The 17,699-nt window shown below is 70.5% G+C and carries 17 protein-coding genes; 10 read left to right on the forward strand and 7 right to left on the reverse strand.

What is annotated here, in order from left to right:
• Positions 1-97: 97 nt before the first annotated feature.
• The 3 genes from DLJ53_RS23115 to ychF are packed head-to-tail and all read left to right on the forward strand — an operon-like array spanning position 98 to position 2,665.
• Positions 98-772, forward strand: a complete 675-nt coding sequence (locus DLJ53_RS23115) for a 50S ribosomal protein L25/general stress protein Ctc (protein WP_111349592.1) — start codon at positions 98-100, stop codon at positions 770-772.
• A gap of 21 nt (positions 773-793) precedes the next feature.
• Positions 794-1,564: an aminoacyl-tRNA hydrolase gene (gene pth, locus DLJ53_RS23120; RefSeq protein WP_111349938.1), complete on the forward strand. Its 771-nt coding sequence runs from the start codon at positions 794-796 to the stop codon at positions 1,562-1,564.
• A gap of 3 nt (positions 1,565-1,567) precedes the next feature.
• Positions 1,568-2,665: a redox-regulated ATPase YchF gene (gene ychF, locus DLJ53_RS23125; RefSeq protein ID WP_111349594.1), complete on the forward strand. Its 1,098-nt coding sequence runs from the start codon at positions 1,568-1,570 to the stop codon at positions 2,663-2,665.
• A 275-nt stretch (positions 2,666-2,940) separates the two neighbouring features.
• Here the strand turns inward: ychF and ruvX are convergent, their stop codons facing one another.
• The 6 genes from ruvX to DLJ53_RS23155 are packed head-to-tail and all read right to left on the reverse strand — an operon-like array spanning position 2,941 to position 8,725.
• Positions 2,941-3,426: a Holliday junction resolvase RuvX gene (gene ruvX / locus DLJ53_RS23130; protein ID WP_111349595.1), complete on the reverse strand. Its 486-nt coding sequence runs from the start codon at positions 3,424-3,426 to the stop codon at positions 2,941-2,943.
• Complete coding sequence (locus DLJ53_RS23135) at positions 3,423-4,133, reverse strand: polysaccharide deacetylase family protein (RefSeq protein WP_111349597.1); 711 nt, start codon at positions 4,131-4,133, stop codon at positions 3,423-3,425. The genes ruvX and DLJ53_RS23135 overlap by 4 nt, the downstream gene beginning before the upstream one ends.
• Entirely contained in the window at positions 4,121-5,317 is a 1,197-nt protein-coding gene (locus DLJ53_RS23140) for a glycosyltransferase family protein (RefSeq protein WP_111349598.1), read from the reverse strand. Before DLJ53_RS23140 ends, DLJ53_RS23135 begins: the two co-directional genes overlap by 13 nt.
• The gene (locus DLJ53_RS23145; RefSeq protein WP_111349600.1) at positions 5,314-6,390 is read right to left on the reverse strand and encodes a glycosyltransferase family 4 protein; all 1,077 of its coding nucleotides are present in this window, start codon (positions 6,388-6,390) and stop codon (positions 5,314-5,316) included. Before DLJ53_RS23145 ends, DLJ53_RS23140 begins: the two co-directional genes overlap by 4 nt.
• Positions 6,390-7,604, reverse strand: coding sequence for a glycosyltransferase (locus DLJ53_RS23150; protein ID WP_111349601.1), 1,215 nt, complete (start codon positions 7,602-7,604; stop codon positions 6,390-6,392). Before DLJ53_RS23150 ends, DLJ53_RS23145 begins: the two co-directional genes overlap by 1 nt.
• On the reverse strand, positions 7,604-8,725 hold the full coding sequence (locus DLJ53_RS23155; RefSeq protein ID WP_319005101.1) for a glycosyltransferase family protein: 1,122 nt from the start codon (positions 8,723-8,725) through the stop codon (positions 7,604-7,606). The genes DLJ53_RS23150 and DLJ53_RS23155 overlap by 1 nt, the downstream gene beginning before the upstream one ends.
• Before the next feature lie 309 nt (positions 8,726-9,034).
• Between DLJ53_RS23155 and DLJ53_RS23160 the strand changes: the two genes are divergently transcribed.
• The 7 genes from DLJ53_RS23160 to DLJ53_RS23190 all read left to right on the forward strand — a co-directional run bounded on the left by DLJ53_RS23160 (position 9,035) and on the right by DLJ53_RS23190 (position 17,299).
• A complete protein-coding gene (locus tag DLJ53_RS23160; protein WP_111349605.1) occupies positions 9,035-11,656 on the forward strand; it encodes an ABC transporter ATP-binding protein/permease in 2,622 nt (873 codons plus the stop codon).
• The gene (locus DLJ53_RS23165) at positions 11,653-12,111 is read left to right on the forward strand and encodes a cyclic nucleotide-binding domain-containing protein (RefSeq protein WP_111349606.1); all 459 of its coding nucleotides are present in this window, start codon (positions 11,653-11,655) and stop codon (positions 12,109-12,111) included. Before DLJ53_RS23160 ends, DLJ53_RS23165 begins: the two co-directional genes overlap by 4 nt.
• Positions 12,108-12,983: an MBL fold metallo-hydrolase gene (locus tag DLJ53_RS23170; RefSeq protein WP_111349608.1), complete on the forward strand. Its 876-nt coding sequence runs from the start codon at positions 12,108-12,110 to the stop codon at positions 12,981-12,983. Before DLJ53_RS23165 ends, DLJ53_RS23170 begins: the two co-directional genes overlap by 4 nt.
• A 206-nt stretch (positions 12,984-13,189) precedes the next feature.
• Positions 13,190-13,951: an SDR family NAD(P)-dependent oxidoreductase gene (locus tag DLJ53_RS23175; RefSeq protein ID WP_111349609.1), complete on the forward strand. Its 762-nt coding sequence runs from the start codon at positions 13,190-13,192 to the stop codon at positions 13,949-13,951.
• 306 nt (positions 13,952-14,257) lie between these two features.
• Positions 14,258-15,406 carry an acyl-CoA dehydrogenase family protein gene (locus DLJ53_RS23180; protein WP_111349611.1) on the forward strand — a complete coding sequence of 383 codons (1,149 nt, stop codon included), beginning with the start codon at positions 14,258-14,260 and terminating at the stop codon, positions 15,404-15,406.
• A gap of 246 nt (positions 15,407-15,652) precedes the next feature.
• Positions 15,653-16,309, forward strand: a complete 657-nt coding sequence (locus tag DLJ53_RS23185) for a L,D-transpeptidase (protein ID WP_111349940.1) — start codon at positions 15,653-15,655, stop codon at positions 16,307-16,309.
• Between the two features lie 21 nt (positions 16,310-16,330).
• Positions 16,331-17,299, forward strand: coding sequence for a polysaccharide pyruvyl transferase family protein (locus DLJ53_RS23190; RefSeq protein WP_111349613.1), 969 nt, complete (start codon positions 16,331-16,333; stop codon positions 17,297-17,299).
• Between the two features lie 3 nt (positions 17,300-17,302).
• On the opposite strand, the gene DLJ53_RS23195 is transcribed toward DLJ53_RS23190, so the two are convergent.
• Complete coding sequence (locus DLJ53_RS23195; protein ID WP_111349614.1) at positions 17,303-17,653, reverse strand: hypothetical protein; 351 nt, start codon at positions 17,651-17,653, stop codon at positions 17,303-17,305.
• Positions 17,654-17,699 lie beyond the last annotated feature (46 nt).

The following is a 17,699-nucleotide window of genomic DNA, read 5'->3' on the forward strand; positions in this document are numbered from 1 at the left end:
CCTCGCCCGCACCCCTGGAGGCGGGACGCGCACCTGTGCGCGGATGCCGGCGCTGACGACAGCCTCCGGCATCGTTCCAACACCGAAGGAGAGTACGATGGCCGCAGGCTTCGAGCTGAAGGCCGAAGTGCGCGAACGGACGGGCAAGGGGGCCGCGCGCGCACTGAGGCGAACCGATATGATTCCCGCCGTGATCTACGGCAACAACGAACCGCCGGTCGCGATCGCGATCCCGTGGAAGCCCACCTCGATGGCGCTCTACGCAGGCGGCTTCAAGACCCACGTCTGGACGCTCGACGTCGGCGGCAAGAAGGTCCAGGTCCTGGCCCGCGACTACCAGCGCGACCCGGTCCGCGAGCGCCTGCTCCACGTCGACTTCCTGCGCGTCACCGCCCGCTCGCGCGTCACCGTGGACGTTCCGGTCGCCATCGTCGGCGAGGACGAGTGCCCCGGCCTCACCCAGCAGGACGGCGTCCTCAACCTCGTCCACCACACCCTGACCGTCGAAGCCGGCGCCACCGCGATTCCCGAGCACATCGAAGTCTCGATCGCCGGGCTCGAGATCGGCGCGCACGTCATGTCCGACCAGGTCACCCTGCCGTCCGGCGTGAACTTCACCACCGACGAGCCGTTCCCGATCGCCACCATCACCGCGCCGGTCGCCGAGCCGGTCGAGGAGGAGGAGACGGAAGAGGGTGCCGAGGGTGAAGCCGAAGGCGCCGACGAGTCCGCCGAGGGTGGCGAAGGCGCCGCCGAGAGCGACAGCGAGTAATCGAACCGGGGTTACCCCATGCTGAAGCTCATCGTCGGCCTCGGGAACCCCGGCAAGGAATACGCCATGAACCGCCACAACGTGGGGTTCATGGCGGTCGACCGCCTGCACGACCGGTGGAACGGCGCCCCCTGGCGCACCAAGTTCCAGAGCGAGGTCGCCGAAGCCACCATCGACGGCACGCGCGTCCTCCTCATGAAGCCGACCACCTTCATGAACCTCTCCGGCCACGCCGTCGCGGAAGCGGCGCGGTTCTACAAGGTCGACCTGTCGGACATCATCATCGTCCACGACGAGATCGACCTGCCACCGGGCAAGTTCAAGATGAAGACCGGCGGCGGGACCGGCGGCCACAACGGCCTCAAGTCCCTGTCCTCGCTGCTGAAGGACGGTTACCGCCGCCTTCGCATCGGCGTCGGCCACCCCGGCCGCAAGGAGCTGGTCCCCGGCTACGTCCTCAAGGACTTTCCCAAGGCCGACCAGGACTGGCTGGAGCCGATGCTGACCGCCTTTGCCGAGGAGGCCCCCCTCCTCGCCACGGGCGACGACGCCAAGTTCGCCTCCAAGGTGCATCTGCGCCTCGGCGAAGGCGCCAGGTCCACCGGCGCCGCCCGCCGCGCCGCGCGCTCCGCCGCCCGTGCCGAGGCCGAGAAGGCCGCCGCCGGCAAGGCGGAGACCGCCGGCGAGGAGACGCCCGCCGCGGCACCGAGCCCGAAACCCGCGCCCGAGCGCGGCACCGACACCACCGCGTCCGGCCCCTTCGCCGCGCTCGCCAACCTTCTCAGGAAGTAAGCCATGGGTTTCAAATGCGGCATCGTCGGCCTGCCGAACGTCGGCAAGTCAACGCTGTTCAACGCATTGACGAAGACGGCGGCGGCGCAGGCGGCCAACTATCCGTTCTGCACCATCGAGCCGAACACCGGTGACGTCGCCGTCCCGGATCCGCGCCTCACCCGGATCGCGGCGGTCGCCAAGTCCGCCAACATCGTTCCGACGCGCCTCACCTTCGTCGACATCGCCGGCCTCGTACGGGGCGCCTCCAAGGGCGAGGGCCTCGGCAACCAGTTCCTCGCCAACATCCGCGAGGTCGACGCCATCGCCCACGTGCTGCGCTGCTTCGAGGATGACGACATCACCCATGTCGCCGGCTCCATCGACCCGGTCGCCGACGCCGAGACCGTCGAGACCGAGCTGATGCTCGCCGACCTCGAGAGCCTCGAGCGCCGCGTCACCAACCTGCGCAAGCGCGCCCAGGGCGGCGACAAGGAGGCCAGGGCCGACGTCGATCTGATGGACAAGGTCATCGCCCTCCTCCAGGAAGGCCGGCCCGCGCGCGAGCTGGAGCTCTCCAACGAGGAGCGGCGCCCGTTCAAGATGCTGAACCTCCTCACCGGCAAGCCCCTCCTCTACGTGCTGAACGTCGACGAAGGCTCGGCCGCCACCGGCAACGCGATCTCCGAGCGCGCCGCCGAGATGGCGAAGAAGCAGGGCGCGGCGTCGGTCGTCATCTCCGCCGCCATCGAGGCCGAGATCGCCCAGCTCGACCCGGAGGAGCAGACCGAGTACCTGGAGACACTCGGCCTGGAGGAGCCGGGGCTCGACCGGCTCATCCGCGCCGGCTACGGCCTCCTCGACCTCATCACCTACTTCACCGCCGGCCCGAAGGAGGCCCGCGCCTGGACGATCCGCGACGGCACCCTCGCCCCGCAGGCCGCCGGCGTGATCCACACCGACTTCGAGAAGGGCTTCATCCGCGCCCAGACCATCGCCTACGACGACTACATCGGCCTCGGCGGCGAAGTGGCGGCGAAGGAAGCCGGCAAGGCCCGCGACGAAGGCAAGGACTACCGCGTCCACGACGGCGACGTGATCCTCTTCAAGTTCGCCAACTGACGGGGCGCGCCTCGGATCGAACCGGCGCCGGGCCGGCGATCCGCGCCCCGGCCCGAAGACGAGGAGGGGTTCCCCTCCTCGTGCTCCTCCCCGTCTCGCCGACGGGCAGAGGTTCGGGACGGACGGCCGCTTGCGCGTCCGGCCGCCGCGACCCTCCTCTCAAGGCTGCTCCGGGCCACGACGGCGTCAAGCGGCCGTCCTCGCCATGCTCGCCCTCGCGGGCTGCGCGTGGCTCCGGGCGGCCACTTGACCCCGCCGCAGCCCTTCCGGAGAAATTAGCCCCTGATCGGGTAATCGAGGGCCCTCAGGCGGTCCAGCGCGCCCTGCAGGATGATCGTCGCCGCCATCTTGTCGATGGATTCGCGGCGCTTGGCGCGTGACGTGTCCGTCTCGATCAGCGCCCGCTCCGCCGCCACCGTCGACCACCGCTCGTCCCACGCCACCATCGGCCGCTCCGAGAGCTTGGCCATGTTGCGCGCGAAGTCGCGCGTCGACTGCGCCCGCGGGCCGGACGTGCCGTCCATGTTGAGCGGCAGGCCGACGACGAAGGCGGTCACGTTGTAGCGCGTGGCGAGGTCGAGGAGCGCGGTCGAGTCCGCCTTGAACTTGGTGCGGCGGATCGTGTGCAGCGGGGTCGCGATGCGCCAGCCCTCGTCGGACACCGCGATGCCGATGGTCTTCGTCCCGAAGTCGAGGCCGAACAGCGCGCCCCTCAGGTGGCCGATGTCCTCGATCGGGGTGAACGGTCCCGGCGCCGTCATGACGCGAACAGCCGGGCCGCGTCGGTCCAGACCGCCCCGGGGTGCCTTGCCACCAGACTTGCGAACCGCGCCACGAAATCGACCACAGCATCCGTCTCCACCGCGTGATGCGTCAGAAGACCGATCGGGCCGCCGACCGCAAGCCCCCGTGTCACCATCGCCGCCAGCGCCTCGTCAGGCGCGAGCGAGCGGTCGCCGCGCCAGGCGATCGGGTCGATGTGCGTGTCGACCCGCCGGATCGGCTCGAACGCCTCCCCCTCGCCGAACCGCGACACGCCGCGGTAGCCCGCGTCCCGCAGCGCGGCGGCGAGATCGGGGCGCATCCGGTTCCAGGGCGGCACCATCACGGGAACGAAGCTCGGCCCCTCGAGGCGGGCACGCAGGGCGACCAGCTCCTCGACGATCTCCTCCAGCGGACGGGCATCGCCCAGCTCCGCCTTCTTGCCCGAGGCCTGGTGGTTGCGGTGCGCCGCGCCGTGTTGCACCACGTCGACCCGCCGCTCGCACCACGCGAGGAGATGGGAGTGGACGTCGGCCGGGATCACCGCGAGCGCGACCCTGGCGCCGGTGCGCTCGGCGAGGGCCACCATGCGTTCCAGCCGCGGGCCGATCACCACCGCGTCGTCGTCGCGCCACCAGACCTCGACCCGGCGGCCGGTGTCGGCGGCGGCGTCGAACGCCCGCTCCAGAAGCCTCAGCGCCTGCATGCGGCCTCCGCGACGAGGATGTCCGCCGACCGGGCGGCACCGTCGAGGTCGATCTCGGGGCGGGCGGGCGGCGGGGCGGCCATGGCGCTCGCAACCGCCCCGGCGAGGCGCGACGCCGTCAGGTCCCGCTCGGCGATCACCGCCGCGAGACCCCTCGCGGCGAGGGCGCGGGCGCGGTCGGTCTGCTCGGTCTCGTCGTGCGCCGCGAACGGCACGAAGATGGCCCGGACGCCCGCCGCCAGGACGTCGAGCGCGGTGTTGTAGCCGGCCTGGCTGATCGAGATCGCCGCGCGGCCGAGAAGCGCCCGGAAGTCCGGCCGGTTCGGCTCCAGGAGGACGTTGCCCGGCGCCGCGGCCCGCCACTCCGGCAGCAGCGGCATGAGGCCCCGGGGGACGAGGATGCGCCATTGGAGCGAGGGACCCTGCGCCGCCGCACCGATGGCCGCCTCCACCAGTGCCCGGCCGACCGCACCGCCGCCGCAGGAGACGATCGCCTCCCCCGCGCCGTCGGTGCCGCCGTCGTCGGGCGCGGCCGTGCTGTGGACGAAGCCGGTGTAGCGGATCATGTCCTCGATGGCGGCCGCGGCGGGGAAGCTGTCGGCCAGCGTCACGAACCGCGGGTCGGCGTGGACCAGCACGATGTCGAGGGTGGCGCGGGCGAGGTCCGTCATCGCGGCGGCCTTGCCGGCGGACTTCTTCACAAGGACGTCGCGCACGGACGCGGCGACCAGCGGGCGCGGCACCGGAAGCGCCTCGAGGACGGGAAGGATCTCGGCCGCGAAGGCGCGCCGTCCGAGTGGGAAGGTCTCGAGGAGCAGGATGTCCGGGCGGACCGTGTCCACGACCTGCGCAAACGCCGCGGCGCGGCTCGCCGCGATGTCGCGGTAGGCGACGCCGCCGGCGGTCGCGATGGTGGCGAAGGTGGCGTCCGTCGCCACCACCGGCTCGAGCCGGGCGACGCGGAGGCCGTGAAGATCGAGCGTCGGCGGCGGCGTCGCGCCGAGGACGAGGGTGACCTCGGTCCCGCGCGCCGCAAGCGCGTGCGCGATCGCCGCCGCGCGCACGGTGTGTCCGGTGCCGAGAAGGTGCTGGACCCAGATGACGGCACGGGTCGCCCCGCCGCCGACCGCGCCGGGCCGTGTTGCTGCGGGCGGTGCTGCTGCGGGCGGTGTCGCTCCGGTCATGGGCGCGCGCCCACCATCGCCGCCCGCTTCATCAGCTCCGTGAGACGCGAGAGGCCGGCGGCGAGGTCGTTCGCGGCCGCGAACGCGGCGGCGTTGCGGGACATCGCCGCGAGCCGCGCCGGATCGTCGAGGAGCGACAGGACCGCCCCGGCGATGGCGTCCGGGTCGCCGGGGTCGACGAGGATGCCGGTCTCGCCGTCCCTGACGATGTCCACCACGCCGGGCGAGCGGCCGCCGACCACCGGCAATCCCGCCGCCTGCGCCTCCAGGAACGCGAAACCGAAGGGCTCGTCGATCGCCGGCCACACGAAGAGGGACGAACGGGCGAAGAGGTCGGCGAGCGCCTCCTGGTCGAGGAGGCCGCAGAAGGTCCCGGGGGGGAACAGCGGCTCGAGCGCGTCCCGCTCCGGGCCCTCGCCCGCGAGGGTGAGGGTCGCGCCGGGCCGGGCGGCGCGGATCCTGGCGTAGGCGTCGGCGAGGACGCGCACGCTGTCGGCCTTGCGCCCCGGCCGCAGCATCGCCGCGCAGGCGAGGGTTTCGGGGACGCGCCCGGCCGAAGCGCGGAAGGGAGCGACGTCCACGAAGGGCGGCACGCGCATCACCTTGTCCGGCGCGAAGGCGGACAGCGCCGCCGCGTCGTGCTCCGTCACCGCGCCGAGCGCGCCGGCGATCGACAGCGCCCGGTCGGCGAGGGCGAAGCCCCGCGCCCAGGGGCCCCTCGCCCGCTTCTCGGCGCGGCTCGCCTCGACGATGGCGTAGGGGCAGCCGAACAGCCGGGCGAGCGGCGGCCCGAGGAGATCTGGCGCCTTGTGGTAGTTGTGGTAGGTGAGGATCGCGTCGGGCGCGAGCCCGCGCAGCCACGTGTCGGCGATGCGCCCCACCTCGGCGGACGCCTCGGCCTCCACCGCGGCGAGATCGTCGGGCGTGCGGCACCATGTGCGCAGCGTCGAGGGCAGCACGACATCATGGCCGCCGGCCTCCAGCGCCGCGCGGATCAGTCTCGCGAAGGTGCGGTCGCCCGAAGGCACCGGGTGGTCCGGCGGCTTCATCGGCGTCAGAAGCGCGATCCGCATCAGGCCGCCTGGCGGGCCGACATCGTCTGTGTGAGGCGCGCGGCGATGTGGTCGAGGCCGGGGTCCGGCGAGAAATGCGACGTGACGCGGGCGGCCCCGGCCTGGCCGAGCCGGGTGCGCGTCTCCGGCGACGCCGCGAGGTCGGCGAGCGCCTTGCCGAGCGCCGCGGCGTCGCGCGGCGGGACCAGGATGCCCGTCTCCGCGGTGACGATCTCCGGCACGGCCGAGACCTCGGTCGAGACCACCGGCAGCCCCATCGCCATCGCCTCCATGATGACGTTGGGGAGACCGTCCCGGTCGCCGTTCCTGGCGATGCGGCTCGCCAGCACGAAGACGTCGGCCCGCCTGTAGGCCGCCACGACGTCCTCGCGCGGCAGCGCGCCGAGGAAGGCGATGCGGTCGGCGATCCCGAGCCGTTCGGCGAGCCCGGTGAGGTCCTTCACCAGGCCGCCGCCGCCGACATGCTCGAACCGCCAGTCGACGTCGAGCCTCGCGAGTGCCCTGAAGACGTCGTCGAGGCCCTTCTTCTCCACCGCGCGGCAGACCGAGAGGATGCGCAGCGGCCCCTCTCCGCGCTTCGCCTCGGGATGGAACAGCGAAAGGTCGAGGCCGTGGTAGACGAGGTCCACGCTCCGGCCCCTCGGCGCCAGGCGGTCGAGGACGTCGCGGTTCGCGGCGGTACAGGTGGTGCCCCACTCCGCGTCGGCGATCTTCTCCCGCAGGTCCCACTCCGGCGTCGTGTAGATGTCCTTGGCGTGGGCCGAGAAGGCGTAGGGCACGCCCGTCATCAGCGAGGCGTAGCGGGCGACCGAGGCCGGGGTGTGGAGGTAGTGGACGTAGATCGCCCCCGTCCCTTCCGGGAGTTCCGCGGCGAGGACGGCGGCCTGCCCCCAGCGGCGCCGGCGGCTCGCCGAGGGATCGCGCTCCAGGTCGCGGCGGTAGGCGGCCTCGGCGCGGGCATAGCCGGGGAGACCCTCGGCGATGCGCCGCGCGGCCCTCACGCGGGCGGGGTCGTCCTTCAGGTACTCCGGCAGGTAGAGCACCGGCGCGGTGATCTGCCGGTGCACCTCGTGGACCGCGCTCTCCGTCGGGTGGCGCAGCGACACGATGGTGAGGTCGATCCCGCGGCGCTGGAGGCCGAGGATCTCCTGGGCGATGAAGGTTTCCGACAGGCGCGGATAGCCCTTCACCACGACGGCGACGCGACCTCCCATCAGCGCACGAGGCTCAGGCGGCTGTAGTGGGGCATGCGCGTCTTGCGGTGGGACAGGATCTCCTCGGTCCGCGCATTGATGGTTTCGAGGCCGCACAGAAGCTCGTCGAAGCCTGCGGCGGAGGGGGGCTGGCGTTCAGGCAGCTCGGCGAGCGCGTCGACCATTCGCTCCACGTTGGGGTAGTCGTCGATGGGAAGGCACGTGAGAAGTCCTGCCGCCTCCGCCTTGCGGGCACGGATCGCCTGCTCGCGCCGGGGCACGACACGCGGCACCAGCAGCGTCGGTTTGTCGAACGACAGGATCTCGCAGAAGATGTTGTAGCCGCCCATGCCGACGATCGCGGTCGCCTCGTTCATCAGCTTCTCGATCACCGGGGTGAAGCGGATGACGTGGACGTCGCGCAGCGCCTCGGCGCGGGCCTTGAACTCGGCCTGCTTCTCCGTCGGCATGAAGGGGCCGAGGACGACGAGGGCGGGGAAGAGCGGTCGCTCGTGCGCCTCGTAGGCGCGCAGCACCCAGTCGACGAGCTCCATCCCGTCGCCGCCGCCGCCGGGCGTCACGAGGATGAAGGGCTCCTCGTCGAACGGGTTCAGCTCGGCGGTGGAGTCCCCGTTGGGCAGCTCCCGCTTCAGGTAGCCGGTGTACAGCATCTTGTCGCGCACGCCGTCGGGGACGCAGACGCCCTCCAGCGGGTCGTGCACCTCGGCTTTGCCGTAGACCCAGATCTCGTCGTAGAGCTCCTCGAGCGCCGCGACGGCGTGCTTGCGCTCCCACTCGTCGGCGAGGCTCGCCGGGTCGTCCATGACGTCGCGCAGGCCGAGGACGAGGCGGCAGCGACGCTCCTTCAGCATCTCGAGCGTGGGCTGCACCTCGCCGCGCAGGCCGAGCGGCTCCTTGTCGACGATGACGATGTCGGGATCGAAGACGTCGGCCGTGTGCTCGATGATCGACGCGCGCAGGCGCAGCATCTCCTCGATCCCGAGCGAAAGGGAATGTGATGAGTAGGCGCCGTCGCGGAGCTTGATTACGCCCGGCACGCGCACGAAATCCACCCGCGACCGGAAATCGAAGCTGCCAATGATCGGGGATCCGGACAGGATGATGACGGACAGCGTATCCATGGCACCGACCATGGAATGCGCGATCGCCCGGCAACGTCGCAAGTGTCCCAACCCGAACGAATCGTGCGAATAGATCAGGATGCGGGGATGATTGTTCGGCATGGACCCCTCGACCCGGACCGCGGCCGATGCTCGGCAACTGTCTGTATATCAGAGCTATGCGTCAGGGACGCCAGTGACGCAACATCAACGGGGGACGAGCGGCCGGCGTAGGGATACTGTCGACGGCCGAGCGTGGCCCATCTGCTTCGCAATCGCGGCTTTTTTGCGATTGCGGCGGATCGGGACAATGATAAGCTAAAGGGCACGATGGAACGAAACCTCTTCGGCTTTATTTGGCGCTATTCCAAGCGTCAGCAGATCGTCATCCTCGCGCTGACGGTATGCTCGTTCCCCATCCTCTACATGACACTGGAACTGCCGAAGTGGATCGTCAATGACGCGATCTCCGGCACCGATTTCCCCAAGATGTTCTGGGGTTTCGAACTGGGGCAGATCCCCTACCTGATCGCCCTCTGCGCCTGCTTCCTCTTCCTCGTGGTCGCCAACAACGGCGTCAAGTACACCCTCAACATCTACAAGGGCATCGCCGGCGAACGCATGCTGCGGCGCCTGCGCTTCATGCTCTACAACTCCATCCTGCGGTTCCGGCTCCCGCGGTTCCGCAGGGTGTCGGGCGGCGAGCTGATCCCGATGATCACCGCCGAGGTGGAGGACGTCGGCGTCTTCATCGGCGAGGCGATCGCGACCCCCGCCTTCCAGGGCGGCACGCTCCTCGTCTACACGGTCTTCATCTTCGCCCAGGACCCCTTCCTGGGCGCCGCCGCGATCTCGCTCTACCCGATCCAGGGCTACATCATCCCGAAGCTGCAGAAGCGGGTGATCCAGCTCTCGCGCGAGCGCATCATCAATATCCGCGCCATCTCCGAACGCATCAACGAGACGGTGAGCGCGGCCGCCGACATCCATGCCAACGACACGTCCCGCTGGCACATGGCGGACCTGTCGGACCGACTGTTCCTCAACTATCGGATCCGGCTGGCGATTTTCCGCCGCAAGTACATGATTAAGTTCATCAATAATTTCATGAACCAGCTGCCGCCGTTCTTCTTCTATTCGGTCGGCGGCTACCTCGTGATCCAGGGCAACCTGTCCTTCGGTGCGCTCGTCGCGGTGCTGGCGGCCTACAAGGACCTCGCCTCGCCGTGGAAGGAGCTGCTCGACTGGTATCAGACCCTCGCCGGCGTGAAGGTGAAGTACGAGACCGTCGTCGAGAACTTCGACGTCGACGACGCGATGCCGCCGGAGCGGATCAAAGGTGAGCCCGACGGCCCGATCGAGCTCACCAGCCTCGACCTCGCCCTCAACTCCGTCTCGGCGAGCGGCGGCGGCAGCGGGCAGGAGATCATCGACGTCACGCTGGAGGTGGAGTACGGCAACCGCCTCGCGGTCTACGGCGCCGACGGCTCGGGCCGGACCGAGCTCGTCATGAGCCTGTGCGGCCTGCTGAGCCCCATGGCCGGGCGCAGCACCATCGGCGGCCGCCGCTTCGACGACCTGCCGCATCAGACCATCGCCCGGCACATCTCCTACGTCGGCTCCGACCCCTACCTCTTCAACGAGACGATCCGCTCCAACATCGTCTACGGCCTCAGGACCGACCCGATCGAGGAGGACGGCGACCACCTCGCGGACCTGCGCCAGGTCGAGGCCTCGCTCACCGGCAACTCGCTGCACGACATCTCCGCGACGTGGGAGGATCTCAGCCGCGCCGGCGTCGACGCGCAGGACGAGTTCGACGACATGCTGATCGAGCTCGTCCAGCTCGTCGGGCTGGAGGCCGACCTCTACCGGCTCGGCCTCGCGTCCTACTCGTTCGAGAACCGCGACCCCGGATTCGACGAGAAGATCCTGAAGGCCCGGGCCGACGTCGTGCGCCGCGTCCAGGAGGACAAGAGCTGGAAGGGCCTCGTCGCCCTGTGGGACCGGGACGGCTTCAACCACTCCGCGACGATCGGCGAGAACGTGCTCTACGGCGTCCCCAAGACCGTCGGCACGCCGGTGTGGTCGGCCGCGTCGGACCCGGCGGTCATGAACGCGCTCGTCAAGGCGGGCATCGCCGACCGGCTCGTCGGCATGGGCGCCGATGTCGCAGCCACCATGATCGAGCTGTTTTCCGACACCGGCGCCGATGCCTCGCTGATCGGCGACTACTCGTTCCTGTCGGCGGAGGAGATCCCGCAGTTCACCGAGCGCCTGCGCCGCCACAAGGCGGGAGAGGACCTCTCCAAGGCGGACCGGGCGAGCTTCGTGGGGCTGGCGTTCCGGATCATTCCGGGCCGTCACCGCATTGTCACGCTGACGGAGCAAGACGAGCAGCAGATGGTCGAGGCCCGCGGCGTCATCCACGAGACGCTGAAGGACGACCCGAACTACGCCCTATTCGACGCCAACACAGTGATCGCCCCCCTGTCCATCGAAGAGAACATCCTGTTCGGCAAGCCGCGCGTCGACCGCCGCGGCGCCTCGGACAAGATCGACGCGCTGCTGCGCGACACCACCCGTGCGCTGGGCCTGCGCGAGCCCATCGCCAGGGCCGGCCTCAACTTCAACGTCGGCATTGCCGGCGGCCGGCTCTCGTCCGGACAGCGCCGCCGCGTCGGCCTGATCCGCGCGCTCGTCAAGAAACCCGAAATTCTCATCCTCGACAGCGTGGTCGACGGGGACCGTCAGCTCCTCTCGCGCGTTCTGGGTGCAGTACAGTCGAGCACAGTCGTCGTCGGGACCACGGATCCGAAGGTCGCTGAAGCCATGGAATCGGTCGCAGTCATGCGTGATGGCAGGTTGGTTGCACGCGGTCGATGGGATAGCGTGAAGAACATCGCCGTCTACGGCGAAGATGACGAAGCTCGGGAGAAGGAGGCGTCATGAGCATCGACACGGACGCCGCCGCGCTCCGCAAGATCCCGCTGTTCCGCGGGATCGAAGACCAAAAGCTCCGACTCCTGGCCTTCATGTCCGAGCGCGTGCGGTTCGACGAAGGCGAAAACCTCGTCGAAGAAGGCGACTTCGGCGACGTCGCCTACATCATCCTCTCCGGCCGGGCCGATGTCCTGGTCGGCTCCCCCAGCGGGGAACAACTGGTGGCCACCGTCTCGGAGAACGACTTCGTCGGCGAAATCGCTCTCCTGATCGACGTGCCCCGAACCGCCACCGTACGAGCGACATCCGACGTCGTCGCGCTGGCGGTCACCAAGGAACACTTCTTCAAGCTCCTCAGCAACTTCCCGGACATGGCGCTGGAGGTGATGCGGGCCCTGGCCCATCGTCTGGAGCGAACGACCCGCGAATTCGGCCGCCTGCGCGCCGCGGTTGCCAACACGTGACGAAGCGCAACCCCGACACGCTCTCGCTGACCATCTGGGGCGCCCGCGGCTCGATCCCGGCGCCCGGCCCGCACACCCTGCGCTACGGCGGCGAGACGACGTGTCTGGAGATCCGCGCCGGATCGCATGTCCTCCTGATCGACTGCGGCTCCGGGGCGCGAAGCTGCGGCGCCGCCTTCGCCCAGGAGGGCATCGAGCAGCTCGACGTCCTGTTCACGCACACGCACATGGACCACCTGTGCGGGCTGCCGTTCTTCTGCTCCGCCTACGACCCCAACTGCGCCGTCAGCCTGTGGGCCGGCCACATCCCCCCCGGCGGCACGCTGGAGGAGATCGTCGAGCGGATGATGAGCCCGCCGATCTTCCCCGTCGCGACCTCGGCGCTGCGCAACACGGTGTTCCGCTCCTTCCGCGCCCGCCAGACCTTCACCCTCGACTCCGGCCTTTCGATCGCCTCGACCCGGCTGAACCACCCCGGCAACGGCTGCGGCTACCGGATCGAGTGGGGCGGCTCCTCGATCGCGATCATCACCGACCACGAGCACGGCGACGACATGATCGACGACGCCATCGCCGAGTTCGTGACCGGCGCCGACCTCATGATCTACGACGCGATGTACCTCGAGGAGGAATACCCGAAGTACGTCGGCTGGGGCCATTCGACGCCGACGCAGGCGCTCGACCTCGCCGCCCGCGCGGGTGTCGCGATCCCGATGATCTTCCACCACGACCCGTCCCGCAGCGACGACGCGCTCGACATGGTGGCGCGCGAGGTCGCGACGCAGCTCCCCGGCGCCCAGGTGGCCACCCAGGGGCAGACGATCCACCTGACGAACGGCAAGGTCGAGATCGGCACCAGCCGCGCCGCCTGAGCGCCGCCCTCCGCCTCGACGCCGCTCGCAGGCGCCCCCTCGCCTCGCTGGCGGCCCTCCACTCGCTGGCGCCCCTCGTCTCGCTGGCGGCCCTGCCCGCGCCGCCACGCGCCACGGCACGGCGCGGCGGATCGTCAGACGACCCTTGCGGGCCCGCCGGAGCTTCGGGCAAACATCGTTTCATAAAATTCGCAAAGGAACGATCGATGAAGCTCTCCGAAGCCCCTGCCGCGGTCGTCACGGGAGGCGCCTCCGGTCTCGGCGCGGCCACGGCGCGCCGTCTCGCCGCCGAGGGCGCCAAGGTCGCCCTCTTCGACCTCAACGACGGCACCGAGGTCGCCCGGGAGATCGGCGGCACCTACCACAAGGCGGACGTGACGAGCGAGGAGAGCCTCAAGGCGGCCTTCGCCGAGGCCCGCGCCGCGCACGGCCAGGAGCGCATCCTCGTCAACTGCGCGGGGATCGCGCCGGCGGCCAAGACGATCTCGCGCGGCGAGCTCCACTCCTTCGAACTCTACGCCAAGACCATCGACATCAACCTGATCGGCACCTTCCGCGCGTCCGCGCTGTCGGCGATCGGCATGACCGGGCTCGACCCGATCACGGCGGACGGCGAGCGGGGCGTCATCATCATGACGGCGTCGGTGGCCGCGTTCGACGGCCAGGTCGGCCAGGTCGCCTACGCCGCGTCGAAGGGCGGCGTCGCGGCCCTGACGCTGCCGCTGGCGCGCGAGATGAGCCAGTTCGGCATCCGCGTCGCCACGATCGCGCCCGGCATCTTCGAGACGCCGATGCTGAAGGGCCTGCCGGAGAAGGCGCAGGCCTCCCTCGGCGAGCAGGTCCCCTTCCCCAAGCGCCTCGGCAAGCCGGAGGAATATGCGGACCTCGCCAAATTCATCGTCGAGAGCCCGATCCTGAACGGCGAGGTGATCCGCCTCGACGGCGCCATCCGCATGGCCCCCCGCTGACGGATTGCTGACGCTCCGAGGGCTGCGGGCTCGTCAAGGGCGCACGCAGTGCGGGCGAAGCCTTCACCCTTGACGAGGTCGCAGCCCGACCCAGCCTGGACAGGGGTTTGAGGGGGACCCGGAGCGCAGGGCGCAGCCCGAGCACCGGACGCCCCGTCAAACCCTGCCCGCCGGCGAGGCGGAGGGGAGCGCGAGGGGAGGAACGCCCCTCGCCTTGAGCTAGGATGCCGGCGCGCAGCGCCGTCCGCACCCGCGGCGGACCCGCCCGCCACCACAGCAAGACGACAGAACAAAGAGGAACGCCCCATGCTGCTCAACGACGACGCGCGGATGATCGCCGACGCCGCGGCCCGGATCGCGGAGGAGCACATCGCCCCCAACGCCGTCGCGCTCGACCGCGGCGCCGCGGGCTCGCGCGAGGCCTTCCTCGCCAACCTGAAGCGCCTCGCCGAGAACGGCTTCATGGCGGTCAACGTCCCGGCCGCGTACGGCGGCACGGAAGCCGGCGCCGCCGCGTTCGCCCTCACCGTCGAGGCGCTCGGCAAGGCGTGCGCCGCCACAGGGGTGACCGTCTCGGTCACCAACATGGTCGGCGAGGTCATCGCCGCCGTCGGCTCGGAGGAGCAGAAGGAGACCTACCTCCCCCGCCTTGCCGACGGCACCTATCCGGCCGGCGCCTTCTGCCTCACCGAATCCGGGGCCGGCTCCGACCCCGCGGGGCTGAAGACCCGGGCGGAGATGTCCGGCAACGAGTGGGTGCTGAACGGCAGCAAGCTCTACATCACCTCCGCCGCCTACGCCGGGCTCTTCGTGGTGTGGGCCGTCACCGACCCTGCGGCACCGAAGGGCAAGGGCATCTCCGCCTTCCTGGTGGAGGCCGGCACCCCGGGCCTCGTCATCGGCCGCGAGGAGGACAAGCTGGGCCAGCGCGGCTCGGCCACCAACGAGGTCCACTTCGAGGACTGCCGCATCCCAGCCGGCGCGCTGCTGGGCCCCCTGAACGGCGGCTTCCGCATCGCCGCGAGCGAGCTCGCGGGCGGGCGCATCGGCATCGCCTCGCTCGCCCTCGGCATCGCCCGCGCGGCGACGGACGCGGCCATCGCCTACATCAGGGAGCGGGAACAGTTCGGCAAGCCCATTGCCGCGATGCAGGGCCCGCAGTGGATGCTCGCTGATACCGAGACCGAGCTCGAGGCGGCGCGCCTCCTGATCCTCAACGCGGCCGCGCTGAAGGATGCGGGCGAGCCGTTCGGCAAGGCGGCCTCGATGGCCAAGCTCTACGCCAGCGAGGCGGCGCAGCGCGCAACTTACGTGGCCCTGCAGCTCCACGGCGGCGCGGGCTACATCAAGGACCACTCGGTCGAGCGCTACGCGCGCGACGTGCGCATCACGACGATCTACGAAGGCACCAGCGAGATTCAACGTATGATCATCGCGCGGGAGATCCTGGCCTGACCCTGTCGGCCGCCCCGCCGGAGGAAGCTCCGGACGGCCGGCGGCATAAGCGCAGGGCGCCTCACCGTTGCAACATCACCACACCCGGCGGACGGCGTGCCCTTCGAGGGCTCACGAGAAGTTGAGGAAGGCCGTCCGCGCCTTGAGATCGGGCGTTAATTCCGCATCAACAGTGAGTTGATCATGGCGCGACGCCGCGTGCCGTGACCTGCCGGAAAAGGGATACGGATAATGCCGAGTGACTTCATGAATCGCAGGACGTTCCTCGTCCTGGGGACGACCAGTGCAGCCGCTGCCCTTTCGGGCTGCGTGAGCGGCGAGTCGTTCCAGTCGGCCGCACTCGGCTACCGCCCCGTTCCCCAGCTCGGCTCGCCCGACCGCGAGGAGTTCCGCCTGCCGCCGGTCGAGTACAGCACCATCCCGGTCGAGTTCCGGCGCCAGTTCGTGTCGCATTCGGGCAAGTACTCTCCCGGCACCATCGTCGTCGACACGGCAGGCCGGCATCTCTTCCTGATCGTCGACAGCACCACGGCGATCCGCTACGGCATCGGCGTCGGGCGCGAGGGCTTCTCGTGGGGCGGCCGCGCCAAGATCGGCCGCAAGGCCAAGTGGCCGACGTGGACGCCGCCGTCGCGCATGATCCAGCGCCAGCCGGAGCTGCGCCGGTGGGCCGGCGGCATGCCCGGCGGTCCGGCCAACCCGCTCGGCGCGCGCGCCATGTACCTCTACAGCGGCGGTCGCGACACGCTCTACCGCCTGCACGGCACCAACGACCCGTCCTCCATCGGCAAGGCGATGTCCTCCGGCTGCATCCGCATGCTGAACCGCGATGCGATCGACCTCTACGAGCGCGTCTCGGTGGGCACGCCCGTCGTGGTCGTCCAGGGCGGCGCGCTGGTCTGACGCTGCCCGGAGCGTAGCGCCATGGCACGAGTCGCGCTCCTGAGCGACACCTCGGGGTCGCTCCATCCCGGAAGCCGGCTCGCGTCGACCAACATCGACCGCCTCTTCGCCGAGGCGGGCCACACGATCGCCGCCCGCACGCCGTTCCTGCGCACGCCGACGAAGGCGGACGAGGCGCGGTTCGGCGACGTCGACGCCATCGTGCTGCACGGCGAGGGCGGCATCCACCACACCGACGCACGCCCCAAGGTGCGCCGCCTGCTGGAGGCGGCGGTCGCCATGAAGGCCGAGCGCGGCTGCCCGCTGATCCTCATCAACGCCACCGTGGCCGCGCTCGACGAGGCCTCGCTGCGGGCGCTGGCGGCGTTCGACCTCGTGGTGGTGCGCGACGGGGAGAGCGCGGACTACCTCGCCCCGCACATCGGCCGGCCGCGGATGGTGCCGGACCTGTCGCTGGCGATGCCGTACGAGCCGCCGGCCGGCCCCCGCACGGGCACCCTCGTCATCGACTCGGTGGAGCCGGCGATCGACCTGCGCCTCGCCGAGGTCGCCGCGGCGGAGGGGCTGCCGCTCCTCAGGATGGACCCGCGCGTCCTCGCAGGCCCGCTCTACCGCATCCGCAAGCTGCCCTTCGTGCGCGACCGGCTCGCCCGGAAAAGCCGCCCGCAGGACGTGCTGGCGCGCGTCGCCGCGGCGGAGCGGGTGCTCACCGGGCGCTTCCACGGGCTGATGTTCTCGATCCTCGCGCGGCGGCCGTTCCGCGCCATCCAGTCCAACACCGGCAAGATCCGCAGCGCCATCGTCGATGCGCTGGGCAGCGACGAGCGCCACATCACCGCCAGCGAGGCGCTCTCCATGGACCCCGCCGTGCTCGCCGCCGTCCCGGACTTCACCGCGACCGAGCGCACGGCGATCGCCGCCTACCTCGAACGCGCGCAGACCGGGGCGAAGGCGATGATGGACGACATCGCCGCCCTCGTCCGGCGCTGACGCCTACTCGGGCGTCGCGGCGGGCGTGCCGAGCGCGAAGGTCTGGACCAGCTCGCCGTCGGAGACGCGGCGCACCTCCACCCGCGGCGTCGCCCCGCCGATGGTGAAGGCGATCGTGCCGTCGCCCATCGAGACCGAGACGAGGTCGGCCGGCGACACCGCGATGGCCACAGCCTCCGAATTGGGCCGCGCGCTGTTGGCGGAAAGACGGTAGAACACCGCGATGGCGACGGCGGCGAAGCCGATCACCATGACCCCGGAAGACACCATCAGAAGGCGTACCAGTTTGCGACGGACCCGCTCCACCGCCGGATCCAGCGGCTCCTCGACCTCTTCGACCTCAGGTGACGACACCAGTGCTCCTGCAGACGATGGCGATTTCGCCGACGGCGATCTCGCG

It is taken from the genome of Acuticoccus sediminis, assembly GCF_003258595.1.
Lineage (GTDB): Bacteria > Pseudomonadota > Alphaproteobacteria > Rhizobiales > Amorphaceae > Acuticoccus > Acuticoccus sediminis.

Coding starts and splice junctions, on each gene's coding strand:
- DLJ53_RS23115 (WP_111349592.1), top strand. CDS start 98: ATGGCCGCAGGCTTCGAGCTGAAGGCCGAAGTGCGCGAACGGACGGGC.
- ychF (WP_111349594.1), top strand. CDS start 1,568: ATGGGTTTCAAATGCGGCATCGTCGGCCTGCCGAACGTCGGCAAGTCA.
- ruvX (WP_111349595.1), bottom strand. CDS start 3,426: ATGACGGCGCCGGGACCGTTCACCCCGATCGAGGACATCGGCCACCTG.
- DLJ53_RS23135 (WP_111349597.1), bottom strand. CDS start 4,133: ATGCAGGCGCTGAGGCTTCTGGAGCGGGCGTTCGACGCCGCCGCCGAC.
- DLJ53_RS23140 (WP_111349598.1), bottom strand. CDS start 5,317: ATGACCGGAGCGACACCGCCCGCAGCAGCACCGCCCGCAGCAACACGG.
- DLJ53_RS23145 (WP_111349600.1), bottom strand. CDS start 6,390: ATGCGGATCGCGCTTCTGACGCCGATGAAGCCGCCGGACCACCCGGTG.
- DLJ53_RS23150 (WP_111349601.1), bottom strand. CDS start 7,604: ATGGGAGGTCGCGTCGCCGTCGTGGTGAAGGGCTATCCGCGCCTGTCG.
- DLJ53_RS23155 (WP_319005101.1), bottom strand. CDS start 8,725: ATGGATACGCTGTCCGTCATCATCCTGTCCGGATCCCCGATCATTGGC.
- DLJ53_RS23160 (WP_111349605.1), top strand. CDS start 9,035: ATGGAACGAAACCTCTTCGGCTTTATTTGGCGCTATTCCAAGCGTCAG.
- DLJ53_RS23165 (WP_111349606.1), top strand. CDS start 11,653: ATGAGCATCGACACGGACGCCGCCGCGCTCCGCAAGATCCCGCTGTTC.
- DLJ53_RS23175 (WP_111349609.1), top strand. CDS start 13,190: ATGAAGCTCTCCGAAGCCCCTGCCGCGGTCGTCACGGGAGGCGCCTCC.
- DLJ53_RS23180 (WP_111349611.1), top strand. CDS start 14,258: ATGCTGCTCAACGACGACGCGCGGATGATCGCCGACGCCGCGGCCCGG.
- DLJ53_RS23185 (WP_111349940.1), top strand. CDS start 15,653: ATGAATCGCAGGACGTTCCTCGTCCTGGGGACGACCAGTGCAGCCGCT.
- DLJ53_RS23190 (WP_111349613.1), top strand. CDS start 16,331: ATGGCACGAGTCGCGCTCCTGAGCGACACCTCGGGGTCGCTCCATCCC.